We start from the raw sequence: 16884 nt of genomic DNA, 5'->3' as shown, positions 1-16884 counted from the left end.
GATATGGCGCGTCCTGGAGGATTCGAACCTCCGACCGCCAGGTTCGTAGCCAGGTACTCTATCCAGCTGAGCTAAGGACGCACTTTTTTGTTGATTTCTCAACATTGCAAGAATGGCGGTGAGGGAGGGATTCGAACCCTCGATACGGGATAAACCGTATACTCCCTTAGCAGGGGAGCGCCTTCAGCCTCTCGGCCACCTCACCGTCTTGCGGAGGCACATATTACGTTTTACCGAAAATATGTCAAACACTTTCTTTGAAAAAATCCACGAAACTGACTTAACCGTTGCTGATTTAATCAAAGTGACTATTAAACGAACTTTACCACTCTATTATGATGAAAAAAAAGAGAGTCTTCTCTGAAAAAAAGACATTTATTTTCAAACAACTTCCTGGTGTTCGATTCAACAATATTGACGGATTCGCAGCCACACTCAACACAATGGTTTCCGCAAATCTTCAAAAACATTAAAGACTAAAAAGGCCAACCCTTCGGTTAGCCTTTTTCATTCAAACTAAGCTCTGTAAACAGGAGCGACTTAGTAGTTACCTGAAGCAACGTTGCCATTGCCTTTTTCAGCTTGAATGCGCATGTAGATTTCTTCACGGTGAACTGAAACCTCTTTCGGAGCGTTAACGCCGATACGTACTTGGTTACCTTTCACACCTAGTACAGTTACAGTCACTTCATCACCAATCATCAGTGTTTCGCCTACGCGGCGAGTCAAAATTAGCATTCTTTGCTCCTTGAGTAATCTCTAAATTTTCTTGCTACAAAGCTATTATCCAACAAAAGTTATATTTTCGTAAACTACCTTGTTAGCGAAAATCAGCCTAAAAAGGCATGTTTTTGTTGAATGTTTAATGCTTCACTAGACGTAATGTAAGCATCATGCAGAATGTTTGCTGCTGTATCCACACATTCGGGTGCTAAAACTAGCATCATAGTGAGTGCATTCGTTGCGCTGAAATTGATCTCAATATCTCGCTTTGCCAACAAATCGCATGCGTGCTCTACCATTCCATTGGCCTCAAGCCCCACTGCGGTCAACAGGCTTACCACTTCACTATTACGGATTTTGTCGCTGAACACCAGATCGAACTTGGCACATGCATCTTGTTTTATCATGATACCTGCCCGTTCTGCTTCCTCGATCACATTCCAAATGTCTATACCCAGCATCTGACATTGTTTTGTAGCACTAGATAAATGTTCTTTATCGACTTCGATAATGGCAAGGTCACGTTGAATGGCTATACCAGAGACGGCTTGATTGCCTGACTCCCCCTTTACCAAACTGCCTTCATTAACATCAAATGTCGAAAGCACGCGTAGTGGCACATTATTCTTCCATGCAAATTGCACTGAAGGTAAATGTAATACTTTTGCTCCTCGGCTTGCCATCGCTTCCATTGAAGGAAAATCGATAACCGCCAATTTGCGCGCATTTTTCACTACACGTGGGTCACAAGTATAAATACCATCAACGTCGGTAAAGATTTGACACTCGTCAGCGCGCAATGCGCCCGCCAGTGCCACAGCGCTCGTATCTGAGCCACCTCGACCTAATGTGGTGATATCCCCGTTCTCATTCACACCTTGAAAGCCCGCAACAATCACGATTTGGTCTTGCTCAAGCAATCCCATAATTGTCGTGGTATCAATGTGTTTAATCGTTGCGTCATTGTGTTGATTATCCGTCACAATATTCGCCTGTGCTCCGGTAAGCGAGCGCGCAGCATGACCCATTTTATTCAAAGTCATGGCTAACAGTGCCATTGACACTTGCTCACCAGCAGAGAGCAAAACATCAAGTTCTCGAGCTGTAGGTACGCTATCTATCTGTTTAGCGAGATCCATCAGTCTGTTTGTTTCGCCTGACATTGCAGACACGACAACAACAACTTGATTGCCATCATTTTTCGCCTTAATGATGTGTTCAGCGACTTGGTGGATTCTTTCAATTGAACCCACAGAGGTTCCGCCAAACTTTTGCACGATAAGGGGCTTTTTCACCAGTCTTCACCTTCCCAAGACCGAAGTCTCTTTAGAACTGCTTACATCTTAAATATTTCCTTTGAGAAAAATTATATAAGCAGTAGTTACAACAAAAACCAAGCAGCTTAAATGACTCGGTTAACTTTTGGTCAATAAAACCACTTGGTTGCTAAAAAAAATTACGCTCAATCAAAGAAACTTGATTGAGCGTAATTTTATTAGTTAAGAGCTTATAAACGCTCTTCTAGCCAAGGCTGAACTGTTTTGATTGCCTCTGGTAGTGCTGAAACATCAGTACCACCGGCTTGAGCCATGTCTGGACGACCACCGCCCTTACCACCGACTTGCTCTGCAACCATTTTAACCAGATCACCTGCTTTTACTTTACCAGTGAGATCTTTAGTCACACCAGCAATCAAGCCAACCTTGTCACCCGTTACGTTTGCAAGCAGTACAACACCAGAACCCATTTGATTCTTGATGTCATCAACCATGGTACGTAGGTTCTTGCTATCAGCACCTTCAAGGGCCGCAACTAGAACTTTTGTGCCATTTACTTCAACCGCTTTGCCCATGATGTTAGCGCTTTCTGCGGCTGCCATCTTATCTTTTAGCTTCTGCACTTCTTTCTCTAGTGCTTTTGCTTTCTGTGCAGATTCTGCCAGTTTCTCTTCGTACTTCGCATTTTGAGCTTCAATGGCGTCTAATGCCGCCTCGCCTGTTACCGCTTCAATACGACGAATACCGGCTGCAATACCGCTTTCTGATGTGATTTTGAATAGACCAATATCACCCGTGCTTGATGCGTGAATACCACCACAAAGTTCAGTGGAGAAGTCGCCCATAGACAGTACGCGAACTTCGTTATCGTACTTCTCACCAAACAATGCCATTGCGCCTTTCTTCTTGGCAGACTCAATGTCCATCACATTGGTTTCAATCGTGTGGTTACGACGAATTTGTGCGTTTACTAGACGCTCAACTTCTTTCAGCTCTGCTGCAGTTACCGACTCTAGGTGTGAGAAATCGAAACGTAGGCTGTCAGCTTTCACTAGTGAGCCTTTCTGAGTTACGTGCTCACCAAGAACTTGGCGTAGTGCTGCGTGTAGCAAGTGCGTCGCTGAGTGGTTAAGAGAGATAGCTGCGCGACGCTCTGCGTCAACGATGGTTGCCACTTCGTCACCTTTCGCTAGCACGCCTTCTGCCATTACACCGTGGTGTGCAATTGCGTTACCGAGTTTTTGAGTGTCTTCAACGCGGAACACACCAGACTCAGTACGGATTTCACCCGCGTCACCACACTGACCGCCTGACTCTGCGTAGAATGGCGTTTCACCAAGCACGATGATGGCTTTATCGCCTGCAGATAGTGAATCTACTTCGTTGCCTTCAACAAACATCGCAGCGACTGAACTAGAACCTTTAGTACCAGTGTAACCACAGAATTCTGTTTGCGTATCAACTTTGATTGCTGCGTTATAATCTGTACCGAATTGACCAGCTTCACGCGCACGTTGACGCTGCTCTTCCATCGCTTTTTCGAAACCCTCTTCGTCGATCGCGAACTCACGCTCACGTGCAACGTCGTTAGTGAGGTCTGCTGGGAAGCCGTAAGTATCGTAAAGCTTGAATACCGTTTCGCCGTCTAGCACTTTGCCATCTAGGTTATCTAATGCTTCGTTAAGAATTACCATACCGCGCTCAAGTGTACGACCGAAGTTTTCTTCTTCGATACGCAGCACTTTTTCAACCACTGCTTGTTGACGCTTCAGCTCTTCGCCTGCTGTACCCATCACTTCTGCTAATACGCCAACAAGCTTATAGAAGAATGCACCTTGTGCACCTAACTTGTTACCATGACGTACAGCACGACGAATGATACGACGTAGTACGTAACCACGACCTTCGTTTGAAGGCATCACACCATCAACAATCAAGAATGAACATGAACGGATGTGGTCAGCAATAACGCGTAGCGATTGGTTCGATAGATCTTCATAACCAATGACTTCAGCTGCTGCTTTGATAAGAGTTTGGAATACATCGATTTCGTAGTTTGAGTGAACGCCTTGCATGATTGCAGAGATACGCTCGATACCCATACCAGTATCTACCGATGGTTTTGGTAGCGGTTCCATAGTGCCGTCTGCGTGACGGTTGAACTGCATGAATACGTTGTTCCAGATCTCGATGAAACGGTCACCATCTTCTTCAGGCGTGCCAGGACGACCACCCCAGATGTGTTCACCGTGATCGTAGAAGATTTCAGTACATGGACCACAAGGACCAGTGTCGCCCATTTGCCAGAAGTTATCAGACTCGTAAGGCTTGCCACCTTCTTTGTCACCAATGCGCACGATACGATCAGCAGGCACTCCAACTTTTTTGTTCCAGATGTCGAATGCTTCGTCATCGGTTTCGTAAACGGTTACCAATAGACGATCCGCAGGCAGTTTAAGAACTTCGGTTAGGAATTCCCAAGCAAATGAAATCGCATCTTCTTTGAAATAGTCGCCAAAGCTGAAGTTGCCTAGCATTTCAAAGAATGTGTGGTGACGAGCGGTAAAGCCAACATTTTCCAGGTCGTTGTGTTTACCACCAGCACGTACACAACGTTGAGCCGTAGTCGCTCGAGTATAGGCTCGTTTTTCTAAGCCTAAGAAACAATCTTTAAATTGGTTCATACCTGCGTTTGTGAACAGCAGGGTTGGGTCGTTATGTGGAACTAACGATGAACTTTCTACGATTTGGTGTCCTTTGCTTTCAAAGAACTTGAGGAACGCGTTACGAACCTCGTCAGTGCTCATGTACATGCAGCTCTTCCTGAAAATAGTCGAGTTAGAATTTTGCCGTATTGTAGATCATGCAAACAGCTGAGACTAGTTTTCTTGAGGAAAAGAGGGAGCAGAAGAAAAAATTTGAAGCAAAACAAAAATCAGCGCAATTGGATCAACGCTAATCTTGGTCTTCAAAGGCAAGCGCATAGCTAATTTGGTCGAAACTGTAGCCTCGGTATTGTAGAAAACGGACTTGTTTTGCGTATTCTTTTTGGTCCTTGGCTTTGACGCCTTTGAATTTCTTTTCTGCCGCCTGCTTAGCAAGTTCAAACCAGTCTTGTGGTTCTTCAGCCATGGCTTGCTCAATCACTGATTCCGCAACACGTTTCTGGTTTAACTCTTGGCGAATTCGACGCTCTCCATGTCCTTTGTATACATGCTGCCGAATTTGGCTCTTCGCATAACGTAAATCATCTAAATAGTTATGGTCTAAGCAAAAATTAATCGCGATTTCGATGTCTGATGCTTCATAGCCTTTCATCGACAGTTTTTGGTACAGCTCATACTGACCATGATCGCGACGGCTAAGCAGTTGGATAGCCGCCTCTTTGCTCGATAATGTTGGTGTCTGGCGCTTTTGGTACATGGTGATCCTAAAAGTATTTTTGCTGTACAGACTCTCAATGGCCTTTGTGATGATTCGATTTTTGATGTCAATAAATACAACAAAGCCCCGCATTGCAGGGCTTTATCACTTTTTAATCTGTGAAGGGATTAAAACTCTTCAGCTTGCTCAGGCGCCTCGCCTGCTTCAGGAGCTTCCGCAAGGGCTGGCGCTAACAACATTTCACGCAATTTAGTATCGATGGTTTTAGCCACTTCAGGATGCTCACGTAGGTAGTTGCATGCGTTCGCTTTACCTTGACCAATCTTATCGCCTTGGTAGCTGTACCAAGCACCAGCTTTTTCAACCAGCTTGTGCTTCACGCCTAGATCTACCAGCTCACCTTCGCGGTTAAAGCCTTGACCGTACATGATTTGCGTATTGGCTTCTTTAAACGGTGCAGCAATCTTGTTCTTAACCACTTTGATGCGAGTTTCATTACCAACGACTTCGTCACCTTCTTTGATTGCGCCAGTACGACGAATATCAAGACGAACAGAAGCGTAGAATTTAAGTGCGTTACCACCCGTGGTCGTTTCTGGGTTGAATGTATGATTACGTAAAGCGAGTAATTCTGTTCAAGTCGGTAATGAAAGACTACAACACCTTACAAAAGAAATCCACTCAGCTTCCAATTGCAATCAAAATCTATTCAGAACATATACCCACTCACTGAACAACTGACTAAAAATCAAACAATGGTCAAACAGTTCAGATTACAACCCCCTTACTAAAGTGTAGTATTTACAGTTACACAACAGGAGGTTCCATGGCTGTAAAAGAAAGATTAATAGACATTTTTAACAGTAAGGCGGCAGGCCCATTCCTTTTTCTTGGTTCTGGATTTTCAAGAAGATATTTAGGCTTGGAAGATTGGAAAGGTTTACTTAATCGCTTTTGTGTTGCTGGAAAGCCATTCGAGTACTATCTAGCTTCTGCCGATGGAAATTACCCCAAAATAGCAAGCTTACTAGCGAAAGATTTCAATGAATATTGGTGGACTGCTCCACAGTATTCAGCAAGTGTTGAAAGGTACAAGTCAAAGATCGTCGATCAAACTTCAGCCTTGAGAATTGAAATAGCAAATTACTTATCAACATTAAACCAAGATAGAGCAAAAGAATCAGGATATCAGCAAGAGGTTGAACTACTAGCCAACCTTAATGTTGACGGCGTCATCACGACCAATTGGGATATGTTTATTGAACAGCTTTTCCCTGAATATACCACTTATGTTGGTCAAGAGGAGCTGCTTTTCTCTAATCCTCAAGAGATTGGAGAGATCTATAAAATCCACGGTTGCTCGACTAACGCTAACTCTCTCGTATTAACAGATTCAGATTATGTTGATTTTAATGAAAAAAACACATATCTCGCTGCAAAGTTGATCACGCTATTCGTGGAGCATCCTATAGTCTTCATTGGTTATTCTATTTCCGACGAAAACATTAGCAGCTTGTTGAAGGCAATCTCAAATTGTATCGGTAAAGACAATATAGAAAAACTGCGTCAAAACTTAATTTTCGTACAACGTTTAAATGCCAATGAAGAACCAAACATTTCTGATACTTACCTGTCAATTGATGGTATACAGATACCGCTTATTTTGGTTAAAACTAACGACTTTTCTCCAGTTTATGAAGCTATAGACGCAACAAAGAGGAAAATACCTGCTAGGGTTCTCAGGTATTGTAAAGAGCAACTTTATGAACTTGTCCAGTCGTCTGAGCCTGAGAAAAAAATATGTGTCGTTGATATTGATGAAATAGAGAGCAAGGATGATGTTGAGTTTCTCGTTGGGGTTGGTGTTGCATCAACAGAACCTGTCGGGCCATCGAGTCTTGGCTATGAACAACTATGTGCCGCCAACTTATATAGAGATATTCTTCATGGTGATTGTGAGTATGATAGTGAACAAGTACTCAAACATGTTGCACCGAGAGGTTTAAAAAGTTCACCAAATATCCCCGTATTTAAATACCTGAACCAACTGGGCATAACTACGCAAGCTGATTACGAAGCATCAGGCTATGCTTTAGGTAAAGCTATAAGTAGGGACTTCAAAAAGCTTGGAGTCGCCTCATATAAAAAATCCTTTTTTAGAAACTATCGTCACTCTTCCCTACAGGACATTATCGATAAATGTACTGTCGAAAATGCTTCAGCTTACATTCCTTACCTATCATCGGATAAAATAGACTTAGATTTACTACATCAGTTTTTACTCGATAACGAAGAAAAGCTTGATTATAAGGTTTCTAGTTACGCTAGCAACTTCAAGAAGCTAGTTTGCTTATACGACCGTTTAAAGTGGGGGTGGAAGTGATCTACAGGATGGCGTAAGTAATGTAGAATCTGCAAAGGTGGAGGGTAATACGTACACCTTTGCAGTGTTTAACTTACGGTTTAGTTTACTCGCCATAAAGGAGCCTAAAGTGGAGGAATTTGTTCGGTATATTGATAAATTAAACTCTGAAGACAGAATGAACTTGTTTCATGTAGTAAATGCCAGCCTTGGTGAAAAAGGGTGTGAGCTAACTTTATCTATAAAATCGTCAGAACCAGAGTTATCTAGCGATTGGTTGATTTCGTGCAAGGACTGCTTGAAGGTGAACATAGATAGAACAAATATGCCTGCCCATGAGATCACTATCAAATATGGGATAATACTAATCGGAAGCTCTTATATAACAGGCTCTTATTTTAAAGCTGTAAAACTACACACATCCCACATGTGATTGCTCAGCTCACACCGCTAGCAATGAAAGAAAATGCAGATAGTCTATTGACATTTCATGGAATAGTTATAAGTAATCCCTAGGCCGCGAGTGATATTTACTAACTCTAGGGTATCTTCAAACTCACGCTTTGAGGAATTCACCGAAAAAGAATCTCTTCTAATTAAACGCACAAGCTTATGGCCTTTTATTCCTTCTCCTCCGTACACAGCCCCTGCAATGTACTTGCTATCTGTAGCCCTTACATCATATTCCTCAGCAATATCACTAAACTTTGAACGCACAAAAATCGTTCCCTTACTAACAAATGCTGTATATAAACCATCAGTGGTCAAGCATGAGTTAGGATAACTCTCGTCATTAGCTAGAGCTGACATGGCAGCAAAGCTAAACAATGTAAGCAAAACTAGTTGTTTCATTTATTCTCCTTCGGATTTTATTTTAATGTGCTTGCCAAATGGTTGTTATATTTTGATTTTTGATAGCTATACACTCCCCAAAGTTCGACCGCTTTCTAACTTAAAGATCAATTCGATAACGCCTTCAAAAGGGCAAGGTTCACAGTTCGTCAAAAGACAATAACCTTGTAACTTTTCCGAGGAGAGACCTAGTTCTGAAGTCAATTCAGAGACATTATGTTGATTGATTAGATCGCAAATAATTTTATCTGACTGAACTTGAAGTAGTTTATTAAGTCTGCTCATTGTTTGTTCTCCTTAAGCTAATAAACCGAGAATACTCCTATAGTATGGTGAGACGCTTTTATCTTACCGCAAAGCACTAATCATATTCTTCATGATTTTAAAAGGTTACCTCCAGTCGGAAGCTTACATGCATCCAAGTTATTGCTCAGCTCACACTGCTAGCAATGAGAGAAAATACTCGGATAGCCCTATCCGAAACTGTCGAGTCGAATTCGCCGCATTTTTGTAAATACTGCCTTTAGCATCCAACTCCATTACCGAGCACCTTTTCCAGTGTGAAGCGTTCTTGCTGTAGTCTAGCTGGCCTAGCTCTTTACCTGCGGTACTTAATTCGGTTAGTGACGCGCCATTGTTCACTAAGTGATGGATTGTGAGGCCTATTGCTTGCCAAACTTGAGGAGATAAATGGTAACCAGAGCGATTATGCACAAACGCTTCCTTCAATGGTTCAAGCCAAGCTGCTAAGAAGGTGGCAATATTACTTACATAACCTTCTGATAATATAGATGAAAGACTATCGCCACTCGATAAAGTAACGTCTTTCGACATCTTACTGTACTCTTGTGTTCCTCCCCCAGCCACGGCACCAACAATTAATTTGAACAATATATACTGTGTGGTGATGCTGCTCTCTGATACTTTCACATGCTTAGAATTAAAGTTAACACCACCATAATGTTCAATCTTCGCTTCTTTTATTAGCTGATTTATATAATCTTTTAGTGGGAAGTCATCATTCGGTAGTAAGTTTTTTCCTTCACTCAGATGAGGCAGGTTCAATGATGAGTCAAAAATGCTACTTTTTTTAAACAGGTCGATAGCATGACTGGCTTCCAACCCCTTCTCGTCATCAAATACAACTCGTACCTCCACGTTTTCCATAGCTAGGCGCTGCCTAAGCTCGCTCTTCTGATTAGCCTCTTTAACACTTAGCCTTGAGCTAAACAAAAACGTTTTTAAGCCCAGAATCTTACAGATTGCTACCAGCACTAAAACGTTCCCCACAATATGAGTATCCGAGGGGTTGTAACTCAGTGTGGGCAGAGAACGAGCTGCATGATGAAGGTGTGGCTTTCCGATAACCGCGAATGTTAGTGACAACGGCATGCATACCGATTTATCAAACAGGATACTCTCTAGCTCAGCTTGAATTTCATGAACCTTGTCAGCGTTTTTAGCATTAACAGCGGCATCGGCTGCCCATTTTAATTCGGGCAATAAGTTTCCTACCGAAAAAAAAGCGGCGACTTCAAACACAGGCATAGTTGCAATTAGTGTTTTTTGCGTTCGTCCTTCCGAAGAGAGCAATATCCCACTGATTTTTTTATCCGAAAGTATCAAGTTTTTTCATCCAGTTATCTGAAAAGCGCAGTCTAAAACAAAATTAAAATTTGATCCGACATGCATGTCGGATCAATAATGGTAATTATCTAAGGCAGGTGAATGCCTAGTCATTATATTGCCACAAGTAATACAGAGAGGTCGCAAATGGCAGATAACAAAGAAAACGCATTTGATGAAATATCAGATCAGGAATTAGAAACATCGATAGTTGACACGTTGGTAGATAGATATGATGACAAAGAAAGCTCTAGTTATTTAGCAAGTTCTAAAAAACTTTTAGCTAATTCCAGCTCTGTTCTATCGTCCGACCAACTTAAAGATATTTTTAAGTCCAACGCACGCTACTACTCCGGGGTAAAACAAGTAGAAACGAGTCTAAAACACACGGTCATTTACATCACACCTCAGTTAGCCAGAGACATGTTGAAGTTTTCTCGGCGCGGAGCCATAAATGACAACAATAAAAATAGAAAATTGAGCAAGGCAAAGATCAGGAAATACGCGGAGGCTATGGCGAAAGGCCAATGGTGCCTTACTGGTGAACCACTCATTTTCTCTGATGAGGGAGAAATTTTGAACGGACATCATCGTCTAGAAGCATCCTATGAATCAGGGGCTGGATTTATTGCGCCCGTAACCTATGGAGTCACTGACGATCTGTCCTTCGCGCACATCGATGTAGGCAACCTGAGATCTAGATCTCAGGTTTTAGAAATGGCGGGGGTTAAGGTCAACGCGAACGTATTGTCTCGAGTAGCGATGTTAGCGAAGGCATTTGATAAAACATCTAATCCTTATGCGTTTAGGGGGACTCAAGGAACCTCATTTCAACCCGCTGAGATTTTGGCATATGTGGAAGAAAATGAAGAGCTAGCGTTATCGGTGCATTTTGTTGCAACTGTAGTAAAGCGCCATCGACTGGAGAGCCAAGTTTCTGAGGCAATTTATGCGTTTGCACACTATCTGATTACGCAAAAACTCAAAGAAACTTCACTTAATGATACTTTGCCTATGACACCAGAAACTTATCTTACTCGTATCATTTCATCATTGGGTTTAGAGTCGGAGGATGACATCGAGTATCAGGTACGGAACTATCTTCAGTCACTCGTTCATGAGTCCACCTCGTACTCACTGTTGTGCAAATTATCTGCAATTTTCAAGGGGTGGAACATGAATCTTGGTATTGCGGTTACAGGAAACAAAATTAGCGTGCGAAGGGTTGCACGATACAAAAAAGATGCGGATGGAAACAAAATCCAACTTCCTGCTGCTGGTAATATTAATGAGGCCTTTACTATTCCTTGCTTACCTAAAGGAAGGACGCCAAAAAACATTCAAAAACAAGGTAATGTTCAGCTCAAGAGCGCTTGATAAAAGTAAGGGGTGAGCATGTCCGCTCACCTCTGCTTCCCATTCTTTCCTCTACCTTTGAACCATGCGTTTATCCAACCACAACACCGCCACCTAAAGTACGAATATTGCCAAGGAAAAATACGTGTTCGTTACGTATTTTTCCTCTTCTTTAGTGATAGAATTACAGCAACAAACATAAATAACAATGAAACTCCTTTTTTGCTAAGTCACTGAATCTTTGATTGTAAACATTAGCTAATGTTGGTTTCGATTTGATATTCACCATTATTCAAGAGCAAGTAGTAAATGCCCCATACTAATATTAGTCAAGATGCAATAAACAAAGCCGTCTGGGCTGCCTGTGATACTTTCCGAGGCACCGTTGATCCGTCGATTTACAAAGACTTTATCCTAACCATGTTGTTCTTAAAGTACATTTCCGATGTACATAGAGATAAAGTAGCCGAACTAACGGTTGAATACGGGGATGAACCAGAGCTGATCGCAGCAATGATGGAGAGCCAGTCTTTTAAAGTTCCAACAGGCGCAACTTTTTGGGATCTATACGAAGCTCGTCATGAAGCAGGTAACGGATCACGTATCGACCAAGCTCTGCACGCTATCGAAGAAGCCAACGGCACCAAGCTAAAAGGCGTGTTCCAAGACATCAGCTTTAACACCGATAAACTTGGTGATGAAAAGCAAAAGAACGAAATCCTTCGCCACTTACTGGAAGATTTTGGTAAAGAGACGTTAAACCTTCGCCCTAGCCGTGTTGGCTCATTAGATGTGATAGGTAATGCCTACGAGTATCTAATCAAACACTTCGCGGCAAGTAGTGGCAAATCGGCTGGCGAGTTCTATACACCACCAGAAGTCTCTGATTTACTCTCTATCATCCTTGAACCACAACAAGGCGACAGTATTTGTGACCCCGCCTGTGGCTCAGGCTCACTATTGATGAAGTGTGGTAAGCAAGTTCAAAAGAACTTTGGCGGTTCGAAGCAGTATGCTTTGTTTGGTCAGGAGGCAATTGGTTCAACTTGGTCGTTGGCGAAGATGAACATGTTCCTGCATGGTGAAGATAACCACCGTATTGAGTGGGGGGACACCATACGTAACCCTAAGCTACAAGATCAGGAAGGTGGATTACTGCACTTTGATGTGGTTACCGCCAACCCTCCATTTTCCTTAGATAAATGGGGATACGACATCGCGAGCAATGATCACTTTGGTCGTTTCCGTCGTGGTGTACCACCAAAAACCAAAGGTGACTATGCGTTTATCTCGCACATGATCGAGACGTTAAAACCACAGACTGGTCGTATGGGTGTCGTTGTACCTCATGGCGTGTTATTCCGGGCATCATCAGAAGGTAAAATTCGTAAACAACTGATTGATGAAAACTTGCTAGATGCCGTCATTGGTTTACCTGAGAAACTGTTCTTTGGTACAGGTATCCCAGCCGCCATCCTGATCTTCAAAAAGCAGAAAAACGATAACAAGGTACTGTTTATTGATGCCTCTCGTGAGTTCAAATCAGGTAAGAACCAGAACCAGCTAACTCCTGAGAACATTCAGAAGATTGTAGATACCTATAAAGCTCGTCAAACCACCGACAAATACTCATATCTCGCTTCTCTCGAAGAGATTGCTGAGAACGACTACAACCTCAATATTCCTCGTTATGTCGACACGTTTGAGGAAGAAGAAGAGATAGATTTAGTTGCGGTACGAATTGAACGTCTAGCATTGCAGAAGGAGTTAGCCGATCTAGAAGTAGAAATGGCAGGTTACCTAGAGGAGCTGGGTTATGGTGCCTAATGGTTGGGAGCGTAAACCTCTTGAGAAAGTAGCTGAGATTAGAACTGGCGTAGCAAAGGGGAAAAAGGGATTAAAAGATCCTATTGAAGTACCATACCTTCGGGTTGCTAATGTTCAAGATGGGCATATTGACCTTTCAGAAGTGAAGACGATAAAAATAGAACGCCACCAACTAGAAAGATATTCACTACAAGTTGGCGATGTCTTAATGACTGAAGGGGGAGACTTCGATAAGTTGGGGCGTGGAGATGTTTGGCAAGGTCAAATCACACCATGCCTAAATCAAAATCATGTTTTCGCTGTACGTCCCAATAACCAAATATTGCTTCCATATTTTTTGGCTGCTTTATCTGGGAGCAATTATGGAAAAACATATTTTTTAAGCTGTGCAAAGCGAAGTACTAACCTTGCAAGTATAAACTCTACTCAGTTGAAAGAGTTCCCTGTTCTGCTTCCCCCACTCCCAGAGCAACGCAAAATCGCCAAAACCCTATCAACATGGGACAAAGCGATTGCTACCACAGAAAAGCTAATTGAAACCAGCAAGCAGCAGAAAAAAGCCCTAATGCAGCAGCTTTTGACGGGCAAAAAGCGTTTGGTGAATCCTGAAACGGGTAAGGCGTTTGAGGGGGAGTGGGAAGAGGCAACTATTGCATCTCTGTTTAATATTTCCACTGGAAAATCTAAGTCTAAGTTCATTTCTGAAGAAGGGAAATTTTTAATCGTAGACATGGGGTCTATTTCAAGAGAAGGAAAGTTAATTGCCTCCAAAAAAACATCTCACGAAGGTGACTTTTTATCACTAGGTCAACTCGTTATGCCAAAAGATGATATTGGTGGAGGGCAAATCATTGGTCGAACCGCTTATATTCCAGAAAACGGGCAGTTTGTTTTATCTGATCACGTCTATTTATTAACACCTAAATCAGTTAATTCGTTATTTGCTACATATCTCATTAATAGCTGGGGAATTAACAAGCAATTAAGAAGTAAAGCAAATGGGACAGCACAACTCGGTCTTGGAAAAAAAGATGTAGAGAAACAAAAATTAGTAGTACCTACGCTACTACAAGAACAACAAAAAATCGCCTCAGTGCTAACCGCTGCCGATAAAGAAATCGAAGTGCTTGAAGACAAACTTGCTCACTTTAAACAAGAGAAAAAGGCACTAATGCAGCAATTGTTGACGGGTAAGCGTCGTGTAAAAGTTGACGAAATGGAAGCCGCATAATGAATAAAAGACCTCGCACCATCCAGATTTTTCTACCTAGTGGAGATCCGTCGGGTATTCGCATTGCCGAACAAACCACTTCAATAATTCGCTTGATTGAAGTGCCGCGCAGTGAAATGGCCGAGTTTGTTAAAATGCCAGAATCAAAGCAAGTTGGTTTGTATTTTCTTGTTTCTGGTGACAACAAGGAAGAATGTTATATCGGTCAATCTGGTGATGTAGGGTCTCGGTTAATGCAGCACCATAAAGATGAGAAAAAAGATTGGGAACGAGCCTTAGTTTTAATTTCTCTTACTAATAATTTGACTCAGACCCATGTGCTGTATCTGGAATCTCTTTCGATTGAAAAAGCAAAGTCCTGCCAGCGTTATGACCTGCTCAATGGAAATGGTGGGCAAAAACCTCATACTCCTATCCCTTTAAAAGCAGATTGCGACGAAATCCATGATATTGGTAGTCTGCTATTGGCAACATTGGGTTACCCGATTTTCGAACCGCTTACTGAACCAACAACGGAAAAGGCGGAACAGACCTTTATCTGTAATCGCGCTGGTGTTGATGCAAAAGGTATCTACACAAGTGAAGGGATGGTCATCTTAAAAGGCTCGTCGGCACCGATGACGACAAAAAGAAAAACCGATCAACGCTTTTACGATAAGCGTGATGCATTACTCGCCAAAGGTATCGTGATAACTGATGGTCAACGTTTTGTCTTTCAACGCGACTACCTATTCAGAACACCAAGCGGTGCATCCATGTTCCTGTTGCTCGCCACTTCTAATGGCTGGGTAGATTGGAAAACAGATAAAGGTGTCACCTTGCATGATTATCAAGGACGAACGCTTGAATCAGCCAGTGAACAAACGATGAATTAAAACTAAAAACAAAGGCTAGGCTTTATGAACATCACATTTAATGAGCGAGATGAATTTCAACGTAAACAGATTGCAGAGAAAGCCATTCAACTACTAAGAGCAGACATAGATATCTCACCTATGGTGATTGATGGCAGTTGGGGAACGGGGAAAACGGAGTTTTGCCATAAGTTAATTAACCTTATGGCTGAAGATGAGACACATCACTTGATCTATGTAGATGCCTTTCAAGCGGATCATGCTGATGAGCCTCTCTTAACTGTACTAGCAGAAGTTATTAATATTCTACCTTCAGAAGAAGCTCAAGAAAGCTTTATTCAGAAAGCCATACCTGCGGCAAGATACGGTTTGAAGACTCTAGCAAAAGCTGGCGTAGCGCATCTACTTCGCCAAGATGCCGCCGATGTAGTTGACGACTTCGACAAAGAAATTCAGCAAGCAGCCAATAAGGCCATTGATGCATCGGTAGAGTCGGTACTGAAAGATCACGTAAAGGCATCTGAAAGCCTAAAAGCGCTTCAAGAGACACTGCAAGAGATAGCTCAGGAAAAACCTATTATACTGTTTGTCGATGAACTAGATCGCTGTAGACCAGACTTCGCAGTTAACATGTTGGAGATCATCAAGCATACATTCAACGTTGAAGGTGTACAGTTTGTATTAGTAACCAATACTCAACAGCTTAGGTCTTCTATCAATCACTGTTATGGCAAGGCTGTTGATGCGCAAAGGTACTTGGATAAATTTCTCAAGTACTCCTTCAGCTTACCTCAAACACAAGGGCTTAACACACACCAAGAAACCGCTGTGTCATTGAGCCATTACAAAAATTTAGTTAGAACCAGCGATGTACTCAATATATTAAACTTACACGAGTGCGGTTCAGTTCGAATTATAGAACAAATAATAAAAATCAATAACTTATCGTTAAGGGAAGTTGAAACCCTTGTGCGTCACCTAGAGGTATATGCAATACTCTCTCAGCAAGGGTATCTGGGTAATCGAGCAGTATTCGGCTACAAAGTTCTTACTGTTCTCGCCATTGCAATCTATTCAATAAGACCGACGTTAGGCAATTCCATTCTATCTCAAACATTTGATGCAAAAGATGTTGGAAGTATTTTAGGTAAAACAGAATTATCCGTAATCAATGAGCGGACTCACCCAGACGAGATGGAACTTTTGTGCTATCTGATATGCTCAAATAATTGTAAAAACTCAGATCTCTTTACTCCTGAAGAAGAAAATAAAAGGTCATGGGAGCATGTTGCCGGAGAATACTTTAGAGGAAGTTACTTCAGACCACATGAGGGCTATGTATCGATTTGCAAAGAAGCATTAAGAGTAATGTCTCTTCACTAAAGGTGCTGA

The 16884-nt window shown here is 42.2% G+C and carries 13 protein-coding genes, 2 tRNA genes and 1 pseudogene; 6 read left to right on the top strand and 10 right to left on the bottom strand.

The window, feature by feature from the left end; genetic code table 11:
* Positions 1 to 4: 4 nt before the first annotated feature.
* The 7 genes and pseudogenes from D8S93_RS00590 to recA all read right to left on the bottom strand — a co-directional run.
* Positions 5 to 81: transfer RNA gene (locus tag D8S93_RS00590), tRNA-Arg, on the bottom strand.
* Between the two features lie 32 nt (positions 82 to 113).
* A tRNA-Ser gene (locus tag D8S93_RS00585) sits at positions 114 to 205 on the bottom strand.
* A 335-nt stretch (positions 206 to 540) separates the two neighbouring features.
* Entirely contained in the window at positions 541 to 738 is a 198-nt protein-coding gene (gene csrA, locus D8S93_RS00580; protein WP_004415691.1) for a carbon storage regulator CsrA, read from the bottom strand.
* Positions 739 to 830: 92 nt separating this feature from the next.
* Entirely contained in the window at positions 831 to 2018 is a 1188-nt protein-coding gene (locus tag D8S93_RS00575; RefSeq protein WP_005393869.1) for an aspartate kinase, read from the bottom strand.
* A 212-nt stretch (positions 2019 to 2230) separates the two neighbouring features.
* Entirely contained in the window at positions 2231 to 4813 is a 2583-nt protein-coding gene (gene alaS / locus D8S93_RS00570) for an alanine--tRNA ligase (RefSeq protein ID WP_152811591.1), read from the bottom strand.
* Positions 4814 to 4955: 142 nt separating this feature from the next.
* Positions 4956 to 5423 carry a recombination regulator RecX gene (recX, locus tag D8S93_RS00565; RefSeq protein ID WP_005393871.1) on the bottom strand — a complete coding sequence of 156 codons (468 nt, stop codon included), beginning with the start codon at positions 5421 to 5423 and terminating at the stop codon, positions 4956 to 4958.
* 128 nt (positions 5424 to 5551) lie between these two features.
* Positions 5552 to 5986 (bottom strand): annotated as a pseudogene (recA, locus tag D8S93_RS00560) (recombinase RecA); the annotation flags it as partial.
* A 224-nt stretch (positions 5987 to 6210) separates the two neighbouring features.
* Between recA and D8S93_RS00555 the strand changes: the two are divergent.
* The gene (locus D8S93_RS00555; protein ID WP_152811589.1) at positions 6211 to 7767 is read left to right on the top strand and encodes an SIR2 family protein; all 1557 of its coding nucleotides are present in this window, start codon (positions 6211 to 6213) and stop codon (positions 7765 to 7767) included.
* 456 nt (positions 7768 to 8223) lie between these two features.
* On the opposite strand, the gene D8S93_RS00550 is transcribed toward D8S93_RS00555, so the two are convergent.
* From D8S93_RS00550 to D8S93_RS00540, 3 genes are all read right to left on the bottom strand, one after another.
* Positions 8224 to 8598 carry a hypothetical protein gene (locus tag D8S93_RS00550; RefSeq protein WP_053306639.1) on the bottom strand — a complete coding sequence of 125 codons (375 nt, stop codon included), beginning with the start codon at positions 8596 to 8598 and terminating at the stop codon, positions 8224 to 8226.
* A 66-nt stretch (positions 8599 to 8664) separates the two neighbouring features.
* Complete coding sequence (locus D8S93_RS00545; protein WP_042780757.1) at positions 8665 to 8883, bottom strand: hypothetical protein; 219 nt, start codon at positions 8881 to 8883, stop codon at positions 8665 to 8667.
* 150 nt (positions 8884 to 9033) lie between these two features.
* Positions 9034 to 10224: a hypothetical protein gene (locus D8S93_RS00540; RefSeq protein WP_152811587.1), complete on the bottom strand. Its 1191-nt coding sequence runs from the start codon at positions 10222 to 10224 to the stop codon at positions 9034 to 9036.
* Positions 10225 to 10371: 147 nt separating this feature from the next.
* Here D8S93_RS00540 and D8S93_RS00535 point away from each other — a divergent pair, with 147 nt between their 5' ends.
* The 5 genes from D8S93_RS00535 to D8S93_RS00515 all read left to right on the top strand — a co-directional run bounded on the left by D8S93_RS00535 (position 10372) and on the right by D8S93_RS00515 (position 16875).
* The gene (locus tag D8S93_RS00535; RefSeq protein ID WP_152811585.1) at positions 10372 to 11601 is read left to right on the top strand and encodes a chromosome partitioning protein ParB; all 1230 of its coding nucleotides are present in this window, start codon (positions 10372 to 10374) and stop codon (positions 11599 to 11601) included.
* Positions 11602 to 11889: 288 nt separating this feature from the next.
* On the top strand, positions 11890 to 13407 hold the full coding sequence (locus D8S93_RS00530; RefSeq protein ID WP_152811583.1) for a type I restriction-modification system subunit M: 1518 nt from the start codon (positions 11890 to 11892) through the stop codon (positions 13405 to 13407).
* Positions 13397 to 14638 carry a restriction endonuclease subunit S gene (locus D8S93_RS00525; protein ID WP_152811581.1) on the top strand — a complete coding sequence of 414 codons (1242 nt, stop codon included), beginning with the start codon at positions 13397 to 13399 and terminating at the stop codon, positions 14636 to 14638. Before D8S93_RS00530 ends, D8S93_RS00525 begins: the two co-directional genes overlap by 11 nt.
* Positions 14638 to 15513, top strand: a complete 876-nt coding sequence (locus tag D8S93_RS00520; protein WP_152811579.1) for a GIY-YIG nuclease family protein — start codon at positions 14638 to 14640, stop codon at positions 15511 to 15513. Before D8S93_RS00525 ends, D8S93_RS00520 begins: the two co-directional genes overlap by 1 nt.
* 24 nt (positions 15514 to 15537) lie before the next feature.
* Complete coding sequence (locus D8S93_RS00515) at positions 15538 to 16875, top strand: P-loop NTPase fold protein (RefSeq protein ID WP_152811577.1); 1338 nt, start codon at positions 15538 to 15540, stop codon at positions 16873 to 16875.
* Positions 16876 to 16884 lie beyond the last annotated feature (9 nt).

Origin of the sequence: Vibrio sp. VGrn 2 (assembly GCF_009361695.1) — a bacterium.
Taxonomy (GTDB): domain Bacteria; phylum Pseudomonadota; class Gammaproteobacteria; order Enterobacterales; family Vibrionaceae; genus Vibrio; species Vibrio diabolicus.
This window is presented reverse-complemented; position numbering and strand designations above follow the sequence as displayed.